Raw genomic sequence first — 19,740 nt, 5'->3', positions numbered from 1 at the left:
CGGCAATGTGGCCGCCCGTGACGAGCAGTGAGCTGTGGACCCGTGCGACCGCCGACCGCTACGACGCCGAGGAGACCGAGTTGTCCTCGGCCGCTGTTCTCGGCCCGACTCTCGCCTTCCTCGCCGAGCTCGCCGGAACCGGCCGGGCACTGGAGTTCGCCATCGGAACAGGCCGCGTGGGCGTCCCGCTCCGGGAACGCGGCGTACCGGTAGTGGGCATTGAACTGTCCGAGCACATGGCAGCGGTGCTGCGGCACAAGATCGACGAGGACACGCTCCCGGTAGCCGTGGGGGACATGGCTACCACCGTTGTTGCCGGCGAGTTCACCCTGGTCTATCTCGTCTACAACACGATCACGAACCTGCTCACGCAGGACGAGCAGGTCGAGTGCTTCCGCAACGCCGCACGTCATCTTCAGCCCGGCGGCCGATTCGTCATCGAGTTGGGCGTGCCGCCCCTGCGGTCCCTGCCGCCCGGCCAGACCGCGGTGCCGTTCGACGTCTCCGAGCAGCATCTCGGCTTCGACACCTTCGACCTCGTCGAGCAGATCCTGGTCTCGCACCACTTCACCCGCGACGGCGACGACGGCCGCTACCGCCGCGGCAACTCCCGGCACCGGTATGCCTGGCCGGCGGAGCTCGATCTGATGGCACGGATCGCCGGGCTCGAGCTGGAACGTCGCGTCGCGGACTGGGACGGGACGCCGTTCACCCAGGACTCCGCGAAGCACATCTCCGTGTGGCGCAAGCCGACTTGAGGCCGGTCAGGCGATGCTTGCTGCGCCTGCCGTGCCCCGGTCAACGGGCTTCGTCCCGTCTTGAATTTTCTTCGGTCACCTCCTCGATGGCCGCTGCCCGGGTGCGAAGGCGGCCGAGCAAGGTGGGTGCCCTGCTGGAGCCGACACCCCGGCAGCCATGGTGAAAGTCGGGTGCGCGACATCCTGTCCATCGCCATGATGCTGACCATGACTGGATACACCGACGTTCCTGCCCGGCTGGGTGAGAGTGCGCTGTCCGATGGGCGGTTGCTCGGTTGGGCCGAGTGGGGACCGTTGGACGGGGTGCCTGTTCTGCTGTGTCCTGGCGCGGCTACGAGCCGGTGGCTCGGGTTCGGTGCGGGCGTTGTCGAGGCTCTCGGAGTGCGTCTTGTCTCCGTGGACCGTCCCGGGCTCGGTGCCTCGACGTCCGCCCCGGGGCGGACCTTCGCTGACTTCGCTGCGGATATGCGTCAACTCTGTGTGCTGCGGGGACTGGGGCGCCCTGCCGTGGTCGGGAATTCGCAAGGTGCGCCCTTCGCTCTCGCCTGCGCTGTGGAGGGGGTCGCCTCGGCACTGGCCGTCGTCTCGGGTGCGGACGAGGTCGCCATGCCGGAGTTCGCTTCTGTCCTGAACGCGGACCTGCGTGGTCTCGTCGAGCGGACTGTGTGCGACCCGGCCGGCGCCGAGGAGTTTTTCGCGGGCTTCACGGCGGACGCGATGTGGGACATGGTCATGGCCGGGAGCCCAGGGTGCGACCTCGCCGTGTACCAGGATCCTGATTTCGCGGCTCGTTACCGCAGGGCCTTGGACGAGGGCTTTGCTCAAGGTGCCGCTGGTTACGCCCGTGACACGGTACTGGCGATGGGGCAGTGGCCGTTCGCCCTCGGTGAGATCGCCGTCCCGGTCGATATCTGGTACGGCGAGCAGGACACCAGCCACTCGCCCGATCACGGAGCGCTGCTCGCTGCCCGTGTGCCCGGTGCTCATCACCATGTCGTGCCGGGGGCCGGCGGCGCCCTGCTGTGGACACATGCCGAGTCGGTCCTCACCTGCCTCCTTGAAAAAGCGAAAACTCGTTTGTACGGCCGTCGGCGACCCGACTAGTGTCACGGATCATCGACGTGTAGCTCAGCAGTAGAGCACCGGGCTTCAGACCCGGAGGGCGCGGGGGCGGAACCCGCCACGTCGGCTATGAACGACGACGCTGAGCAGCAGCCCCTCCCCCGGGTCCCGTCCTATGCGCAGGACCAGTTGGCGAAGTCCTTCGTCACGGCGCTGACCCACGAGGACACCGCTACCCGCCATCGCGCGGAGGAGCGCGCCCGCCGCTGGCGCGCCGTCTTGGACGGCCTGGCCGAGGGCTCGTTGACGGTGGGTTCGCGCACCCCGGTGGCCGGCCTTCCGGCCTGGGTGACCCCCGAGGTCGTCCGGGGTGGCTTCGCGACCGGTGAGCCGAGCGCCGGCGGGCCGCTCCAGCCGTACGAGAAGGAGGCGGCGCGCCGGGCCGGCGTCAAGGCCAATCGCCGGGCGCTCTTCGCGCACGCGCTGACCGAGTCCGGGCTGGCCGACCTGTGCGCGCTGCTGGACACCGGGCGCTATGAGGTGTCGGTGCCCGAGGAGGCCGCGCTGCTCACCGTCGCCTGGCTGGTGCGCTCGGGGCAACTGGCCGAGGCGGGGGAGCTCGTCGAGGCGCTGGGACCGTTCGCCGGCCGACTGCGGTTCACCCCCCGGCCGTCGGACGCGCCTGTGCCGGACGCCTCCGCCGTGCACCGCCGCACGGTCGCCGACGCCGGCCGCACCCTGGCGCGACGGCGGCCGCACGCGGCCGTCGAGACCCAGCGGGAAGCGCTCACGGTCTGGCAGCCGTTCGCCGACGAACTGCTGGCCCACTGGCTGGAGACGGCCGAGGGCGAGCGGATTCTCGCGCGCACGCCGGACGAGGGCTGGCACGAGCGCGGGGCCGCCCTCCTGCGCCGATACCGACAGCTGGCACAGGCCCACACCCGCTGCGCAAAGCATCGCGACCCCAAGGAGAATCTGGGCATCCTGCGCGGCGCACTGAAGGAGACCGTCGCCGGGCGTCCGCTCTCCGCCCGCCGGCTCGGTCTGCTGCGGCACGCCGTCGCGTCCATGGTGCGGCGCCGCGGGCTGCCCGGTTCCGAGCGGCATCTGACGCTGCGTGCCCGGCAGGCGGCGCAGGGGGCGCTCCCCTCGCACCACGCCCTGGCGCAGCTGGTGCTGCGCCGGCTCGGCGATCTCCCCCAGGACGTGGGCGCGGCCGATGTCGAGGCGCTGGTGGTCCCGGTGACCGAGCCGGAGCACCGGGAGACCGGGCTGCCGGCCGGGGCCGCGGTTCCGGCGACGCTCCGCGGGGTCGTCGAGGCGACGCTGAGCGCTCCGCTCGGCACGCTCGTGGAGCGGGGCGTGGTGCCGTCGGCCGAGGTCCTGGCCGAGCTGGTGCCGCAGCTGGTCGCCGCCACTACTGCGCAGTCCTATCCCGATGAGGCGCTGCGCACCCTGATGGCCGCGAACTACCGGGCGTTCCGTAACCGCCGTTCGCTGCTGCTGCTCCATCTGGAGCGGCAGGTACGGTTCGAGGAGCTGCCCTGGGTACGGGCGGTCTCCGGGCAGCAGGGCGACGAGGCGGCGCAGGAGGGTGCGCATACCGCGCTGCGGCAGCTGGGCGAGCTGGCCGTGCAGGGGTTTCCCGGCACGCTTCTCCCCAACCCCCTGGTCCGCGAACTCGGCGTGCTGGCCCGTCAGGCCGACCTCGGTGCGCCGATGGTCGAGGAGCTGGCGGCGGACATCTTCATGGGTACCTTCGCGCCGAAGTTCCTCACGGCCGCGAGGATCGCGGGCGACCTGCTGCGCGGCACGCTGTACGAGCGCTATTACGGGATCGACTACGCGGCGCTGCGCAACCTGGCGATCGCCGAGACGGCCGAGGCCCTGACCCGCACCTACCGGCCGCGTACCTCCCCGCAGTTCGCCCGGCTCTGCGCCGCGCGGGCCGGGTCGTCCGGGCAGGGCTCGGTGGCGGCGAACGGCAAGGTGATCGAGCAGGCGCAGATCCTCACCACGCACAACCTGGCGACCCTGGTGCGCCAGGTGGGCATCACCCCGGAGCCCGGCTGGGCGGATCTGGCCCAGCGCTGCTTCCGTACGGTCTGCCGGCTGACGGCCCGGGTACACCACAACCCGCGGCCGTTGGCGACGATCAAGGACGCGGCGTACGCCTGGCGGCAGCTGATCTTCTTTCTCGCGCTGTGCACGCCGGCCGAGCAGGCCCGGCTGCTCAGCGGGCTGGACGAGGAGACGGCCCGTCACCCGGCGCATGTCGCCGCCCGGCTCGCCCCCGCTCTGGCGGGGCTGCGCCTGGTGGCGGACGGCGGAAGCTTCACCGCAGACGGGACGGCGCTCGGCGGCCGGGCCCGCCGCTTCCTCGGCTGGAGCACCGGGGAGCACTGGCTGCGCCGGCTTCCAGCGACGAGGGGCCGGGCGACGGCCTGAGAGGCGGCTTGTCGGGTCGGACACACCGGAGCTCCCGCAGGCACATCGTCCGGCCCTACCCACTGCCCGAACCGAGGGAAATCCTCCAAAACCGCACTCTCATTACTGTGACCGCCCAACTGATCATGAAATGCTGCGTGGTCGCAGACTTGCAGGGTGCGGTGCGTGCTCCGGTGCGGGCCGCCGCCTCCGCGACGACCCGAAGGACGTGCCTCATGAGCGAACGAGTCATCACCCCGCGCAGCCGCGGTTTCCTCTTCCTCGACTCCCATCCGGCCGGCTGCGCACGCCAGGTACAGGAGATGTGGCAGGCCGTCCCCGCGCCCAGCGAAGCCCCGGGCGACGCGCCGGTGGCGCTCATCGTCGGCTCCTCGGCGGGCTACGGGCTGGCCGCGACGATCGCCGGCCTCGCCCGGGTGGGCATCCGCGGCATCGGCGTCTGCTTCGAGAAGGCACCCACCGAGCGGCGTACCGCCACGGCCGGCTGGTACCGCACCGCCGCCACCGCCGAACTCGCCCGCCGGCACGGCCACGAGATGGTCTTCCTCAACGGCGATGCCTTCTCCGACGCGATGAAGGACCAGGTCGCGGAGTTGCTCCGGGAGCGCTTCGGCCGCCTGGACCATCTGATCTACTCGGTCGCCGCACCGCGCCGCACCGACCCCGAGGCCGGTGCCACCTACGCCTCCGCCCTCAAGCCCATCGGCGAGGCGTACCGCACCAAGACCCTCGCCTTCGACAGCGCGGGGACGCCGGAGGTCAAGGAGGTGGAGACGGCGCCGGCCACGGAGGACGACATCGAGCAGACCGTCGCCGTGATGGGCGGCACGGACTGGGAGCGGTGGATCGACCATCTCGCCGACCGTGAGCTGCTCGCCGACGGATTCAGCACCGCCGCCCTGTCCTACATCGGCTCGCCGCTGACGGACGGGATCTACCGGCAGGGCACCATCGGCGCCGCGAAGTGCCACCTCGAAGCGACCGCCCGTACGCTCAACGAGCGCCTGGAGAAGCTGGTCGGCGGCCGCGCGGTGACCTCCGTGAACGGGGCAGCGGTCACCCAGTCCTCCACCGCCATCCCCGGGATCGCGCTCTATGTGGGCCTGCTGCGCGGTGTCCTCGGCGACGCCATGGTGCCGCCGATCGCCCAGCTGACCAGTCTGTGGGACCAGCTCACCGATGGCCGGCCGCTCGATGTCGACGACGACGGCCGGGTCCGTCTCGACTCGTGGGAGCTCAACAGCGCGGTCCAGGCCGCCGTCACCGAGCGGTGGGACACGGCCACCACCGAGAGCATCACCCGCCTCGCCGACCTCGACTGGTTCCACGCCGAGGTCCAGCGGCTCTACGGCTTCGCGGTACCGGGAATCGACTACTCGGCCCCGACCGCCACCCAGGTGCCTTGGCCGGACGCCGTCTCCTGACTGCGGTGGCTCCGGTGCTCCGATGCTCTGGTACTCCTGCGCTCCGGGAAGAATGCCACTCAAACAGCCGGAAGCCGTGAAAAGACAAGGGCGGTGAGGAAGCGTCACCGGGCGTCATCGCACTTCCGTCGTCCCGCCGGATTGCCGTGACTAACTCGGCGATTCTACTGGATAGTTGACGGTGCGATGGATTCGATTCGACTGCCTGCGGCACAGCGCATTTGGATGTCCATTACACGTCAAGGAATGTGTACGACGGCTCGGCATCGTCCCCACCACATTCCGATCGCGCCGGACATGACCCCCGCCCTGACATGGCGCACGGGGCCGCACGGAGAATTGCGCGGCGGACGGTTCGCTTTCAGGCCGTGGCTCTTGAGTCACGGCCCGAGCGGCCACCGACCGGGGCGCTCCGGCGGGAGATCACCGCCGTCACGGTTTTACCGGTCGGCTTGCTGTGGACCTCTACGGATGCCGCGAGGCGGCACACCATCGACCACCCGAAGCCGCCACCCTCTCCAGTGACGTCCGGCGTACGGGGGCGGGGCAGAACGGGGCTGGAGTCGCCCACGGCGATCACGACCGACTCCGGGTCGGCGGTCATTCGCAAGGTGCAGAGCTTGCCGCCCGCGTGACGTACGGCGTTGGTGACCAGTTCGGAGACGACCAGGATCACCGCGTCCCTGGCATCCTTTTCCAGGGAGGGTTCCAGGCGCTCCAGAAACGTGGCCGCAATGTGCCGGGCGGGACCGACAACTTCGGAATAGCAGTCCAGTTCAAGCTCCAGCACCGGCGACGCCGTGACCGTGCGCGGAGCCTCGGCGGTGCTCATGATAAAGCTCACCTCGTATCGCATCGACTTGCCTTCAGGCCGGAGAGCGTGCCCCCTCCCCGAGGTGTCAACCACACATTTCCGAGTTCGGGCGAAAATGTTTACTCTTCGCAACCTCGGAATGATCCGGACCCGGCTTGCCCTAACCGACACCGGGGCAAGCGGAGCGCCGCGGAACACCTCACCGGACCGGAAGCCGCACGGTGAGCTCGGGGACCGCCACGGCCATCCGGCCTTCCCTACGATTCCGGCACCGGAAATGATCAGTGCGGCAGCATCGGAAGAAGGGGAACCACAGTTGTCATCCTCAAGACAATCGCGTGCCCGTATCCGCTGCCGCCAATCGGAAATCGCCCCCGGTTTGCCGCACGATCCGGTGGGTAAAAGGGGCTGCGCTCCTTCTGCCGCCCGACGCGTCGCACGACCCGCCGCACAGCAGAACTCGTGACGGCCGGCGGCCCCGGACCCGTTCCCCGTGCGAGGAGCGCCCCCGGACACCTCCCCCTACGACGACCCCGGCTCACCCACCGCCCCCGTCGCAGCCGCGACCGGCTCCGCCGCCTCATCCCTACCGCTACGCACCAAAAGCCGCCAAAGGTGCATAGACCGCCACGAAGACCAGGAACGCGACGTAGTACGCGAAATCGGCGCCATGCAGTGCGGCCGCGACCGGGCCGACGAACAGGGTGGTGTCCATGAAGGGCACGGCCGCGGCGAAGCGACGGTACTGGTGAGGACGAAGGCGCCGAAGCGGTCGGCGCCGTGCGCGGAGCCCGAAACGGGGAGCGGCACCCCGGACAGCAGCTGCCCGCTGAGGACCACGAACGCGGCGCCCAGCACGAACGTCATGACCGTCTGGAGCTGGTGGAGGGCCTCGTAGCCGAAGACGCCGACGACCCCTTGGCGCAGCAGGATCACCAGCGCCCCCAGCCAGAACGGCCAGCCGAGCAACTGGGCCAGCGCCTCACCGCCGAAGAGGCCGATGAGCGCATCCCAGGCCACCGAGGAGAGCCACTGGCACGGCACCGCCACCGTTGCCGCTACCGTACGGGGGCCACACGCAGGCCCTACCGGAGTCACAGGGGGCCGCACCGGCGGGTCACGGATAAGAAACCACCGTGGACGGCACGGTCGACGTGCCCGAAGTGGGAGCGCCGAGGCCGTTGATCACGTGCTCGTACTGCCCCTTGCCGCCCAGGGAGACCACCAGCAGATGGTGGAGCCGCACGCCCGGTTTGCCGGGAGCCTGGAAGCCGTGGTCCTGACGGATGGTGGGGTCCACGTTGTAGTAGCAGTAGCTGCCCAGGCCCCACCCTTCGTGGGTGGTCACACCATCAGCGATCTTGTACGCGGCGTACCCCTTGATGTCACCGTTCTGTATCGCGGCCTGATTGGGCGCGTCGTATGCCTTCTCGTTCTGGAAGAAGACCGTCCGCCCCCGCTCGCCGCGCCACTCCACGTCGTACTTGTTGAAGTGCTCGACGAAGAGCCCGGTGATCAGGACGTCGTCCCCGTTGACGCGGACCCCGTAGTCGGCCCGGTTCGTCTCCCAGCCCACACCGTCCCCGTGGTCGGCCCGCCAGACCCAGGTGTGGTCGATGAGGGTGTGGTTGCTGTTGATCACCATGCTGGTGGTCGCCTTGCCGGGGCCCGCCCCGCCGATCCGGATGAACACGTCCTGCACCGTGGTCGGATTGGCGGCGTGATTGGCGGACGCACCCTCGGAGCCGACCTCCAGCAGCGTGACGGAGTTGACCGGACCGGCATCGATCAGGAACCCGGCGAGCCGCACACCGTCGACATCGGCGACCTTCATGGCCGTCGCACCATTGTCCGGCACGAGAGTCGCGTACCCCAGCCCCAGAACCACGGTGTTCGCACGCCGCACCTCCACCGGCCGGTCGAGGTGGTAAATCCCGGGCGTGAGCAGCAGGTTGAGGCCCTGGGCCAGCGCCGCGTTGAGAGTTGCCGCGTCGGCACCGGGCTTGGCGACATAGAACCGGTCGAGCGGAAGGGACTCACCCCTCGGTGTGCCACTCCCCCAGGTGGTGCCGCGGGCGTTGAGGCGCTTCTCCGGGAGAAAGACCTTGTAGTCGGCCCCGTCGAGATAGAGGAGGGGCTTCTCGCGGGAGACCGGAGTGGTGCCGAGGGTGGTGTACGGCGGGTTGGGGAAGCTCTGCGCCGGGGCTCCCTCGACGCCGGAGAACACCATGTTCCACACGGCGCTGTTCCAGCCGCCCACCGAGCTGTCGCGGGTGTACCACTGCTGCTGCGAGTAGGGGCTCACGGTGCCGTCGATGCGGCTGTCGGCGATATAGCCGCCGCTGGCCCAGCCGTAGCCGTCCGGCGCCAGATTCAGTCCGCCCTTGATGTGCATCCGCCGGAACGGAGCCGCCTGCGCCACGGCCCAGCGGTTGGTGCCGCTGACCGGATGGAGCGTGAGGTTCTCCGCCGAGCGCCAGAAGTTCTGTGTCGCGTTGCCGTTGAACCAGCCGGCGTCGACGGTGACATCGCCGTGGAACGTCGTGTCACCAGGCGACAGTCCGAGCCCCGCGATCGAGGTGTAGAAGCCGATCTGGGCGTTCAGTCCGCGGTACGTACCCGGCTTGAAGAGGAGCGCGAAGCGCCCTTCGCCGAACTGGGCCGACTCCTGCCGCTTGAAGACCGCGTCGAGCGTGCCCTGGATGCCGGGCGTGGCGGGATCGAACACCAGCACATTCGGGCCCAGGTCGCCGCCGCCCGGCAGCGCGGCGGTGGCGGGCGCCGCGGACGCCCGAGTGGGCAGGACCGGCAGGCCCGCGGCGGGCACGGCAGCGGCCATCGCGGCCAGGACACTACGACGGGAGGGCTTCGGTGCGCGGGGCGCCGAGGCGGCGGTGGGGGGTGTGGGCATAGCGGCTCTCCTGATTCAGGAAGTGAACGATTGAAGTTCATGGGAGCGCTCTCTTGCCCGATGCATGTTCACCATGTGTGGACGACGCGTCAAGGGTTCTGTCGGAAATCCCCAGCTCGGACTGATCGTTCGTCAACTCTTCTGCGACACCGAGCAGTTGAAGGCGGATAGGTCGCAAGCCTCCCCCGAGCCCGAAGGTTCACCTGTTGAAGCCCGCAGCCCCAGGCGCTGACGACGGGCGCCCGGCCGGCGAAGGTGACGGAATCCCGCACTCCGCCGCGCCCGCATCCGCACGCAGACAAAGAAGGCGGCTGGGGCGCACCGACGTGCGAAGGGCAGTGCGCCGCAGCCTTTTCCCGCCATCGGGACGGGTTCCCCGCCGACGGTAGGGCCGCTCGCCTCCCCGCGCCATACGGGGACGCCGAACGGGGCGCGCGGAGAGAAATCCGCAGGGAGAAAAGCTGGGAGAAAAGCGGAGCCGGCCCGCTACGGGGTTGTCTCGACTGCCGGCTTCAGCCCAACGCCCGGTCGAGGTTGAATGCGGCGCTGATGAGGGCCAGGTGGGTGAAGGCTTGGGGGAAGTTGCCGATCTGTTCGCCGGTGCGGCCGATTTCTTCCGCGTACAGGCCGAGGTGATTTCCGTAGGTGAGCATCTTCTCGAAGGCGAGCCGGGCCTCGTCCACCCGGCCGGCGCGGGACAGCGCCTCGACATACCAGAACGAGCAGATCGAGAAGGTGCCTTCCTCGCCGCCCAGCCCGTCCGGGCTGCTGCGGGGGTCATAGCGGTAGAGCAGGGAGTCGGACACCAGCTCCTCGCCCAATGCGTCCAGGGTGGAAAGCCATTTCGGGTCCGTGGGGGAGATGAACTTGGCCAGCGGCATCATCAGAACGGCGGCGTCGAGCACGTCGTCGCCCTCGTGCTGAACGAACGCCTGCCGTTTACTGGACCAGCCACGGTCCATGATCCGCCGGTAGATGGTGTCCCTGGCCTTCCCCCAGCGGACCATGTCCGCCGGCAGCCCCCGGTGACCAGCGATCCGCATCGCCCGTTCCACCGCCACCCAGCACATCAACTGCGAGTACAGGAAGTTCTGGGTCTTGCCACGGGTTTCCCAAATACCTTCGTCCGGCTGGTCCCAGTTCTCACAGACCCAGTCCACCAGTTTGCCGATGGTGTCCCAGTGCTCGCTGGACAGCGGCTCCCCCCATTTGTCATAGAGATAGAGGGAGTCGATGAGCGCCCCGTAGATGTCCAGTTGGAGCTGATTGACGGCGTCGTTGCCGATCCGGACGGGGCTTGAGCCCAAGTGGCCCTCCAGGTGGAGGAGTTCTTCCTCGGGCAGCTCGCTGCGGCCGTCGATGCCGTACATGATCTGTAGTGGACCATTGGCGCATTCCGTGAGGCAGACGTTCTGGGACAGGAAGTGCACAAAGGCTTTGGCCTCGTCGGTGAAGCCCAGCCTGAGCAACGCATAGATGCAGAACGCGGCGTCTCTCACCCATGCATAGCGATAGTCCCAATTCCGCTCGCCGCCGATCTGTTCGGGCAGGCTGGTCGTGGGCGCGGCCACGATGGCGCCGGTCGGCGCGTAGGTGAGGAGCTTGAGCGTGAGCGCGGAGCGGTGCACCATTTCCCGCCAGCGCCCTCGATAGCGGGAGTGCGACAGCCAGCCGCGCCAATACCGCACCGTGGCGCCGAACAAATCCTCCGCCTCCGCCAGCGGACAGGCCCGTGGCTTCACCCCGTCACCGATCCGGTCCAGGGCGAACACCGCGGCACTCCCCTCGTCCAGCGTGAAAGTGCAGCAGGCGTCCGGACCGTCGATCTCGACCGGAACGCTGGACGACAGCGCCAGCGAAAGCCCCGGGGACTCAAACATGATCTGGCCCTGCTGGGAGCTCACGGTGTGCACGCTCCGCCCGTAATCGAACCGCGGAGCCACCCGGACGATGAATGGCAGCGACCCGCGCACACAGAGCACCCGCCGGATCAGCCGGTGCCGGTCCGCCTCCCGGGAGTCACCGACAATCGGCATGAAGTCCTGGACCTCACCGACCCCGTTGTCCGCGAAGAACCGCGTGATCAGGATGTTGGTGTCGGGAAAATAGAACTGCTTCGTCCGGGCGGGCACATCCGCGGCCAGCTGAAAGGCCCCGCCGCGATCGGCATCCAGCAGCGCCCCGAACACACTGGGTGCATCGAACCGCGCACAGCAATACCAGTCGATGGTGCCATTGGTACCGACAAGCGCAGCGGTACGCATATCGCCGATCATGCCGTGCTCGGCGATGGGCGTATACCGGAGTTCATCCGCCTTGCTCGGACGCAGGCTCACTACGGAGGTCATATGCCCTCCCCGGCATTGGGGAGCAGGTGCAGTGCCTTCAGATTACCTCTCGGGGCCACTGCGTCCCCGTCGTGGCGGCCGGGGCACGGCGGCCACCGCTTCCCCTCCACATGGGTAACAATTAGTCACTCACCGTGACCGAAATGTGAAGCGGCGCCAGGACCCGTGCGCCCGGCCATGACGGAAGTCCCTTCACCCGGTCACAGACCGGCGACGTCCCTGGCCCCCTTCACCACGGAGTCGAGCGTGTCCACCACGGCGTTGTGCCGCTTCGCGCGCGCCGCCCGGCCCTTCTTCGCCACGTGCTCTCCCTGGTGATCAACAGCCGTCCGTCAGGGAGTGGGACGCCGGGGCATCGAAGTGGGTTGCGCAAGCGAGAGTCCGCTGAGTTTCCGGAGCCTGGGCTCGTCCCGGACGACCCGTCACCGCCCGACGGGCCGTCAGAAGTCGTACGGCTTCTTGGCGCTCCAGTTCAGCACGTCGGCCTCGTTCCAGCTGAACTGCGGCTTCTCGCCCTTGAGGTTGACGGAATAGAAGGCGCCGTCGTGACCGTCCGCACCGCGCAGCGCGAGGGCGAACGACTGCGCCGTGTGGTTCTTCGAGCCGTAGTCGAAGAGGTTCACCGCGCTGTACGCCGTGCCGCCGGGCTGGAGCGTGAGGTGCTTGCCGCCGCCGGCGTTGTCCTTCTTCGAGTGCGGCAGTACGGCGCCGTCGCCGTCGAGCTTCACGGCCGGGTACGAGGTGACCCAGCAGGGCTTGGTGCCCTTGTTCGACGCGGTGACCAGCAGGTGGTCGCCCTGCTGCCCGGCGAACCGGTGCACCGCGGTGAGCAGCATCTCGTCGCCGCGGCACTGCTGGGCGCCGGCCGTGGTGCCCTTGCCCGCGGCCTCGTCCGTCCCGCCCGGGGCGGTCGTCGAGCGCGCGCCCTCCTTGGTGCCACCGCCGCCGGCCTGCTCCGCGCCTTCCTTGCCGTCCCCGTTGGATGCGGACCGGCTCTGCGCGGTACCGGCGGCGTTGTCGCCGCCCGCCGCCTTCGAGCCGTCGTCGGCACCGCCGCAGGCGGTCAGGCCCAGCGCCAGCGCGGCGGTGACGGCGGCCAGGGTGGCGGTGCGAATCCGGGAAGTACGCATGATCGGGTTCCCCCTGTGTTTCGTGCGGGAGATTCTTTGGCCGTTCCCGCGGTGTGGACACCACTTTTCCCGGAGCCACTGACGTTCCGGAAACACCTCACTTACGTCCCGCAAACGAACCGCGCGAACGGGTGAGGCCGAGCCCCGGGCGGGCCTTGGCCGAACGCGCGCTGCGGCGTAGGCATCACTGCGCCGGCTTGCGCTCCTCGGCGCCCGGCGCCGCAGTGCTGCGGTCATGTATTCCCGTCCTGGAGGAGGCGGATCAGCGGCCGGTCGTGCCGTCGATGAGTTCCCGGAGGATGTCCGCGTGGCCCGCGTGCCGGCCGGTCTCCTCGATCAGGTGGGTGAGTGCCCAGCGGATGCCGGGAGCGGGGCGGTCCGGCCGCGGTCGAGGGACCGGTGCGCCGAGATCGCTGCATCCCTCCAGAACGCCGTTCGCGCGCTTGACCGCGTCTCGGTAGCGGGCGACGACATCCGCCACGCTGTCCTCCGGTGCGGCGTGGAACGTCGCCTGCCAGTCGGTGACGTCGTCCCCGAGGAACATCGAACGCTCAACGCACGTCAGGTGGTTGAGCAGACCGAGCAGGTTCGTCCCCGACGGCACTACGGCTGTTCGCACCTGCGGTTCGGGGGCGCCGTCGACCTTCGCGGCGATCGAGGCTCGAAGGTAGTCGAGGAATCCGCGCAGGACCTCGGTCTCGTTGCTTCCGGTCCGGGGCGGCGGGGTGTCGCGGCGGCCGTTGCGGTGCGTGGTGTTGGGCATTGTGGTCTCCCTTCCTGTGGCGGGACGGGCGCCGGCCGCCGTGTCAGGCGGTGCGGCGGATGACGAGGACGTGGTCGGTGACCTCGGCGGTGCGCCCGTCCGGTCCGGTCGCGATCCGGCGGGGTGCGTCGGCCCGCTCGACCGTCCATGTCCGCGGCGCCAGGCCGATACCCGCGGCGACTTCCCGCGGGCTCGGGTAGCGGATGTCGGGCTCCTGGGTCCACGACCACGGCGCGGCCGAGCCGTGGTCGACGACCAGCAGCCGCCCGCCCGGGCGCAGTGCGTGCGCGGCCGAGCGCAGAACGGTTGCCCGGTCCAGGTCAAAGGGGGTGTGGAGGTAGTGGGCGCAGACCAGGTCAAATCCGCCGGGCGGGAAGGACTCGTGCAAGTCGGCCCGCACGGTGGTGACGCGGCCGCCCAGGCCGTGTGAGCGAACGAGGGCGGCGAGCCGCTCGACCGCCACGGCCGAGATGTCGACGGCGGTGACCTGCCACCCCACGCGGGCGAGCCACAGCGCGTCGCCGCCGTCGCCGCATCCGAGGTCCAACGCGTCACCGGGCGACAGGCCCGTCACCGTCTCGGTGAGGCGGGCATTCGGCCGCGGGCCGCCGGCTGCCGGCCGGGCCGCGTAGACGCCGTCCCAGAACGCGACCGCATCGGTGGTGTTCATCAAGGCTCCTTGTGTCGGGATGCGCTCAGTTTTGCCAGGCACCCCACGACCTGGCACGAAATCTTGCGGTTACGGCAAGATGGCCCGATGGAGCGCAGGACGGACGACGACGTGCTCGACGCGGTGGGGCCGCGCCTCCGTGTGCTGCGTCGCGACCGCGGCATCACCCTCGCCGACCTCGCGGCGACGACCGGCATATCGGAGAGCACGCTGTCCCGGCTGGAGAACGGGCAGCGCCGGCCGAGCCTGGAATTGCTGCTGCCGCTGGCCCGTACCTATGACGTTCCGTTGGACGACCTGGTCGGCGCCCCGCGCACGGGCGACCCCCGGATACACCTCAAGCCGATCAGGCGATTCGGGATGACCTTCGTGCCCCTGTCCCGGCGACCGGGCGGGGTGCACGCGTTCAAGATGATCATCCCCGCCCGGCCGGAACCACTCGAACCGACCCCGCGGACCCACGAAGGCTTCGAATGGCTCTACGTGCTCAACGGACGCCTGCGGCTCGTGACCGGCGAGCGCGACCTGACGCTACCGCCCGGTGAGGCAGCCGAGTTCGACACATCCCTGCCCCACTGGCTGGGCAGCGCGGACGGCGGCGTGGTGGAGCTGCTCATCCTGTTCGGCCCGCAAGGGGTGCGTGCACACGTACGCAGCGACGCTCATCGCTCCGATCGGGCCGGGGGCCGGTTCCCTGCTCGTGACTGAGCACTTCGGTTGGCCAGTTGAGCGATGGCCGAGCAGGTTGCCGGCCGGGCTCGGTTATCGATGCCGGTTTCCGTTGAACGTTGACGGAGCCGCTCGATCGGATGCACACCGGCAGGGATGGGGTGTTGCTATGGACACAACACCCCGGGACTAGGCTCTGTCCGGCGGATCAAGGCATGGCCGGCTGGACACTTCCTCAGGTTCGGCCGCCACTCAGAGCCGTGCCGATCAGGGCCTCCGCCGCCCCGGGATCGCCGGCGAGCCGCCCGGCGTCGCGGATCTGCTCCTCGTGCAGGGCCCCGGCCTTCGCCAACTGGATCGCCTCGTGGATGCCGCTTTCGTCGCCGTGGGCGAGCATGACGAAGAACCAGCGCACTGCCTGCACAGGGTCCGGCGTGGTGCCAAAGCCGTCGCGGTACCAGCAGGCAGCGGCGTTCATCGCCCCCGTATGCCCGCGCTCGGCAGCCCAGACGTACCAGCCCAGCGCCTCCTCGTCCCGGTCCAGAGCGGACAGCCGGTCGGCGAGGACGGCACCGGCGGCGACGATCCCCTCGCGTGCGGCAACCTCCAACAGCCGCAGGGACTCGTCAACGTCGTCGACGAGCTGGGCGAGGTTGAACACGCTGTAGGCGTCCCCGCCCTCGGAGGCCGCCCGGAACAGCTCGGCGGCACGCGCGCGGTCCTCTGCGACGCCCAGACCCATGACCAACATGTGCCCATAGGTGCGCTGCCCGGCCGGAAGCCCGGCCTCGGCCGCCGCACGGGCATAACGCACCGCCATGGGCAGGGCCGACTCGTCGAAGTACTCCAAGTAGATCCCGGCGAGCAGCGCGGCGGCCTCCGCCGACCCACCATCCGCCAGCGGTACCAACTCGACGGTCACCCGGACCGCCAACTCGGCACCCTCTGTACTGCCCTCCATCGCGGCCCGGACGAAGGCGTGCCCCGCAGCCACCCAGTCCCCGGCTTCGGCTGCCCTTCGGCCCTCGTCCAGTTGCATGCGGGAATCTTATGCCGGCGTCCGGTAGGGGCTGTGCTCGGAGCCATCATTGGGTAGCGGCGGTTGGCTGGTCATGGGTGGGGGCCTTGCTGATGTCGGGGTGCGGGCCAGTGAACTGGACGCTGTGCGTTCTCATGCCCGGGCCTGCATCGCGAGATCGGCACGGCTCGGGCGCTCAGGGCCCGATGTTGGGCAACCGAGCGCCCGGCCGACCTGGATCTCGCTGCTCCGGTCCGGCTGCGACGCCCGCCCGGACGCGGCGGGCGCGGGTGGGTCAGGCGCCGGGTGGGAAGACGTAGGTGAACGATCCCGATGAGCTGCCGCCGGGGGTGGTGACGGTGACGTCGAAGGTGCCCTCGGTGGCGCTGGGCGGGGACACGGCGGTCACGGTGGTGTCGGAGATGACCGCGAAGGGCGCCGGCGTGCCGTTGAAGGTGACCTGTTCGGTGTAATTCAGGCCGGTGCCGGTGATCGTCACCCCGGTGCCGCCGGAGGTCGGCCCCGCGCTGGGGCTGACGTCCGTGACGGCGGGGTGGTCGACGTAGGTGTAGAACGGGCCGTCGGCGCTCCCGCCGCTGGTGATCACGGTGACGGTGACGGCGCCCGGGGCCGGGGCATGGGCGGCTCTGACGGTGACCTGGGTGTTGGAGACACTCTGGATGACGGCTCGGGTGGGGCCGAAGTACACGTCGATCGCTCCGGCGAGGTTGCGGCCGGTGATGACGATCTCCTGGTCGCTGCCCGAGACGGGGCCGGCGTCGGGGCTGATGCCGGTGAGGGCGGGCGTCGGCATGTAGTAGAAGGATCCGAGGGTGCCGGTGCCGCCCGCGGTGGTGACCGTCACGGGGACGACACCGGAGCCGGCGGGGGAGGTGACGGTCACCGATGTCGCCGTATTGGCGGTGATCACGGCCTGGGCGGTGCCGAAGTGCACGGCGGTGGCGTTGGCCAGGTGGTGACCGGTCAGCGTCACGGTGGTTCCGCCTGCCATGGTCCCCTGGTCGGGGATCACGTTCGTCGCCATGACGTCGACGGTGCCGGCATCGACGTTGCCCACATAGGCGCGTGTCCCATCGGGGAAGACGGCGATGCCGGTGGGGCCGTCTCCCGCGCTGATGTTCTCGACGACGGTGTGGGTGGCGGTGTCGATCACACTCACCGTGTCCGGCCCGGAATTCGGCACGTACAGATGGGCGCCGTCGGGGCTCAGCGCCGGGAAGCGCGGCTGGGCGCTGACGCCGATGTTGTCGGTGGTGGTGTTCGTGGCGGTGTCGATGACGCTCACCGTGGAGCTGCCGGCGTTCGTGACGTAGACGCGGGCCCCGTCGGAGCTGACCGCCAGCAGGATGGGGACGTCGCCGGCGAGGATCGTGGCGACGACGGTGTCGGTGGCGGTGTCGATCGCGCTGACCGAACCCGAGAAGCTCGCCACATAGGCGCGGGTCCCGTCCGGGGTGAAAATCACGCCGGTCGGCCCGGTCCCGACGGTCACGGTGCCGGTGACGGTGTTGGTGGCGGTGTCGATCACGCTCACCGAATCGGTGGTCTGCCGCGTCACATAGACGCGCGTCCCGTCCGGGGTGACCGCCGCCATCGTCGCCCCGGCCCCTACGGGGATGTCCGTGACGAGGGTGTTCGAGGCGAGGTCGAAGACGCTGACCAGACCGTCGTCGAAGACGGCTACATAGGCGCGGGTGTCGTCGGGACTGATCGCCACGTCGGTGGGACCGGCCCCCGTGGCGATGGTGTCGATCACAGTGTTCGTGGCGGTGTCGATCACGCTCACCGTGTTCGAGCCCCGGTTGGCCACATAGGCGCGGGCCCCGTCCGAGGTGAGGGTAATTCCCTCCGGGGTGTCCCCCACGGGAATAACAGCACCTGCGGCAAACGCGGCATTCAATGCGGCGTAGGGTGCCCGGGCATGCTGCGAAGATGGTGACGCTAAGGCGAACATGACACTCCCCAAAGAAGGCGGGACGATCTTTGTCCCGCATGGAAATGTCTGCTCCGCCGCATGGGCAAACAGCGAGCAGTCAACCGGCCGCGAAGCCGGCCAGCAAAATGCACACGCAAACGGAGAATACCCTCCCGGGGAAAGCATTTAAAGGTCGCACGACATCTCGGATAATCACTTTAAGGCGCAGGGCGGGAGGCCCGGCCGCGACCCAACAGGCGGACGGGGCGCCCGCCCGGCACTTCGCACCCTGCCCGCCCCAAAGAAAACCTGACGTACCGTCAAATTCATAATTCCAGGGACTACTTACGGGAATCCGCAAGGTCGCCGTCGCCGGGTCGCACTGTCCGACTGCGGACCTGGGCGTTGCCACTCTGGGGGGGGCGCCAGGGTCAGAGCCCCGCCGTCCAATCGGCCGCTCACTCGCCAACTGAAGCGCCAGTCACAGCCAATGTGACTGAGCACTCTAGTTGGCCAGTTGAGCGTGCGGGCGAACAGGGTGGCTGCCGGTACGCTCGGGCTCCGCACCTGACGCAGGTGCGGAGCCCCGCTCACTCAGCGGAACGGGCCGTCGTCGGCGAAGGCGTGCGCGGCGAAGCGTTTGCCCATCCGGCGATAAGCGGCGGCGGTGGGGTGCAGGCCGTCGGCAAGGTCATCCACCTCGTGCGGGCCGAGCAGTTCGCGTCCGTCGAGATAGTGCAGGTGGGGATCGCGTGCTCGCCGGGCCGCCACGATTCGGGCCAGTTCGTCACGGACCACCGTCAGCGACAACGCCCCACGGGCCACATCGGCCGGGTCGCCCAGGGCTGTGATCTTCCCGTCAGGGCCCATCGCGGTCGGGCCGGGAGTCTCTTCAAGTGCCGGACAACTCACCGGGGACATCAGCAGCAGCGGAGTGTCCGGGTGGCCGTCCCGGATCGTGTCCAGGAATCCGTGCACCGCCGGGCCGAACGTCCGCAGCCGGAAGGTGGCCAGGCCCACGATGTTGACGCCCACCTTGAGGCTGATCAGGTCGGCGGGCATGTCGCGGATCGTCCGGGCGACATAGGGGTCCAGCATGTCGTTGCCCGCCTGGCTGAGGTTGATCACCTCCACTCCCCCGAGCGAAGCCGCCACCACCGGCCAGGTACCGGTCGGGCCGTCGGCTTCGAGGCAGTGGCTGATGGAACTGCCGTGGTGCACCCAGCGGCGCCGACCGTCCGGCAACGGTGCCAGCACCTCGCCGTCAGCACGCAGTGCCACCAGTTCCGTGGGGGTCTGCTGGGGCAGCCACAGCTCGACGTTCTTCATGCCCATCGGCAGCCCGGCGAACCGCACGGTCCCCGGCTCCCCCGGGACCAGTCGCTGCGCGGTCCCGGGACCCGCCATCCGCACCACATTGCCCATCGGTGCTTGCCGGCGCCCGGCGGGGGCACCGTCCACCAGCAGTTCCAGCATCCCGGTCGGGCGAGGTCGGGGGTCGGTGTCGAGCTGTCCTGTGGAGGTGAGTACCTCGAACTCAAGCTCACGCGCATCGGTACGGAACACCAGCCGTACCCCCGAAGGCATCACCGTCACCCCGTGGACCGACGGGTCCTGGTACTGCTCCTTGGTCCACGCGGGCAACCGGCGAGGCATCACTCCCGCCTGCGTCCTCTCCAAGTCCAGCGCACCCCGTAACTCCACCGGCCCGTCCACCAGCGGAAATGCCCGCATCGCCACCGTCACGACTCCCCAACGTTCTAGGTCCGGATGCCTGTACGCACCCGCG

15 protein-coding genes are annotated in these 19,740 nt (G+C 69.5%); 5 read left to right on the top strand and 10 right to left on the bottom strand.

Annotation, left to right across the window (positions count from 1 at the left end; translation table 11 throughout):
- Nucleotides 1-17 precede the first annotated feature (17 nt).
- The 4 genes from ACFWJW_RS13430 to fabV all read left to right on the top strand — a co-directional run bounded on the left by ACFWJW_RS13430 (nucleotide 18) and on the right by fabV (nucleotide 5,692).
- Nucleotides 18-758 (top strand): class I SAM-dependent DNA methyltransferase, encoded by a 741-nt coding sequence (locus ACFWJW_RS13430; RefSeq protein WP_387239222.1) that lies wholly within the window; start codon nucleotides 18-20, stop codon nucleotides 756-758.
- A gap of 207 nt (nucleotides 759-965) precedes the next feature.
- Nucleotides 966-1,862: an alpha/beta fold hydrolase gene (locus tag ACFWJW_RS13425; RefSeq protein WP_387239392.1), complete on the top strand. Its 897-nt coding sequence runs from the start codon at nucleotides 966-968 to the stop codon at nucleotides 1,860-1,862.
- 87 nt (nucleotides 1,863-1,949) lie between these two features.
- The gene (locus tag ACFWJW_RS13420; protein WP_387239219.1) at nucleotides 1,950-4,268 is read left to right on the top strand and encodes a hypothetical protein; all 2,319 of its coding nucleotides are present in this window, start codon (nucleotides 1,950-1,952) and stop codon (nucleotides 4,266-4,268) included.
- Nucleotides 4,269-4,483: 215 nt separating this feature from the next.
- Nucleotides 4,484-5,692 (top strand): enoyl-[acyl-carrier-protein] reductase FabV, encoded by a 1,209-nt coding sequence (gene fabV / locus ACFWJW_RS13415; RefSeq protein ID WP_387239216.1) that lies wholly within the window; start codon nucleotides 4,484-4,486, stop codon nucleotides 5,690-5,692.
- A 361-nt stretch (nucleotides 5,693-6,053) separates the two neighbouring features.
- Here the strand turns inward: fabV and ACFWJW_RS13410 are convergent, their stop codons facing one another.
- From ACFWJW_RS13410 to ACFWJW_RS13380, 7 genes are all read right to left on the bottom strand, one after another.
- On the bottom strand, nucleotides 6,054-6,524 hold the full coding sequence (locus ACFWJW_RS13410) for an ATP-binding protein (protein WP_387239213.1): 471 nt from the start codon (nucleotides 6,522-6,524) through the stop codon (nucleotides 6,054-6,056).
- A 504-nt stretch (nucleotides 6,525-7,028) separates the two neighbouring features.
- On the bottom strand, nucleotides 7,029-7,556 hold the full coding sequence (locus tag ACFWJW_RS13405) for a hypothetical protein (protein WP_387239210.1): 528 nt from the start codon (nucleotides 7,554-7,556) through the stop codon (nucleotides 7,029-7,031).
- Between the two features lie 67 nt (nucleotides 7,557-7,623).
- Complete coding sequence (locus ACFWJW_RS13400; protein ID WP_387239207.1) at nucleotides 7,624-9,417, bottom strand: coagulation factor 5/8 type domain-containing protein; 1,794 nt, start codon at nucleotides 9,415-9,417, stop codon at nucleotides 7,624-7,626.
- 512 nt (nucleotides 9,418-9,929) lie between these two features.
- Entirely contained in the window at nucleotides 9,930-11,765 is a 1,836-nt protein-coding gene (locus ACFWJW_RS13395; RefSeq protein ID WP_387239204.1) for a glycoside hydrolase family 15 protein, read from the bottom strand.
- 440 nt (nucleotides 11,766-12,205) lie between these two features.
- Nucleotides 12,206-12,895 (bottom strand): DUF4232 domain-containing protein, encoded by a 690-nt coding sequence (locus ACFWJW_RS13390; protein ID WP_387239202.1) that lies wholly within the window; start codon nucleotides 12,893-12,895, stop codon nucleotides 12,206-12,208.
- 262 nt (nucleotides 12,896-13,157) lie between these two features.
- Nucleotides 13,158-13,658, bottom strand: coding sequence for a DinB family protein (locus tag ACFWJW_RS13385; protein WP_387239199.1), 501 nt, complete (start codon nucleotides 13,656-13,658; stop codon nucleotides 13,158-13,160).
- Nucleotides 13,659-13,701: 43 nt separating this feature from the next.
- The gene (locus tag ACFWJW_RS13380) at nucleotides 13,702-14,328 is read right to left on the bottom strand and encodes an SAM-dependent methyltransferase (RefSeq protein WP_387239196.1); all 627 of its coding nucleotides are present in this window, start codon (nucleotides 14,326-14,328) and stop codon (nucleotides 13,702-13,704) included.
- Between the two features lie 87 nt (nucleotides 14,329-14,415).
- Between ACFWJW_RS13380 and ACFWJW_RS13375 the strand changes: the two genes are divergently transcribed.
- Nucleotides 14,416-15,036 carry a helix-turn-helix domain-containing protein gene (locus ACFWJW_RS13375; protein WP_387239193.1) on the top strand — a complete coding sequence of 207 codons (621 nt, stop codon included), beginning with the start codon at nucleotides 14,416-14,418 and terminating at the stop codon, nucleotides 15,034-15,036.
- A 196-nt stretch (nucleotides 15,037-15,232) separates the two neighbouring features.
- Here the strand turns inward: ACFWJW_RS13375 and ACFWJW_RS13370 are convergent, their stop codons facing one another.
- From ACFWJW_RS13370 to ACFWJW_RS13360, 3 genes are all read right to left on the bottom strand, one after another.
- Nucleotides 15,233-16,036, bottom strand: a complete 804-nt coding sequence (locus ACFWJW_RS13370; RefSeq protein ID WP_387239190.1) for a tetratricopeptide repeat protein — start codon at nucleotides 16,034-16,036, stop codon at nucleotides 15,233-15,235.
- A 274-nt stretch (nucleotides 16,037-16,310) separates the two neighbouring features.
- The gene (locus tag ACFWJW_RS13365; RefSeq protein WP_387239187.1) at nucleotides 16,311-17,900 is read right to left on the bottom strand and encodes an IPT/TIG domain-containing protein; all 1,590 of its coding nucleotides are present in this window, start codon (nucleotides 17,898-17,900) and stop codon (nucleotides 16,311-16,313) included.
- A 645-nt stretch (nucleotides 17,901-18,545) separates the two neighbouring features.
- Nucleotides 18,546-19,685, bottom strand: a complete 1,140-nt coding sequence (locus tag ACFWJW_RS13360; RefSeq protein ID WP_387239389.1) for a GDSL-type esterase/lipase family protein — start codon at nucleotides 19,683-19,685, stop codon at nucleotides 18,546-18,548.
- Between the last annotated feature and the right edge of the window lie 55 nt (nucleotides 19,686-19,740).

The sequence above is a fragment of the Streptomyces sp. NPDC127097 genome (genome assembly GCF_042724075.1).
GTDB lineage: Bacteria > Actinomycetota > Actinomycetes > Streptomycetales > Streptomycetaceae > Streptomyces.
This window is presented reverse-complemented; position numbering and strand designations above follow the sequence as displayed.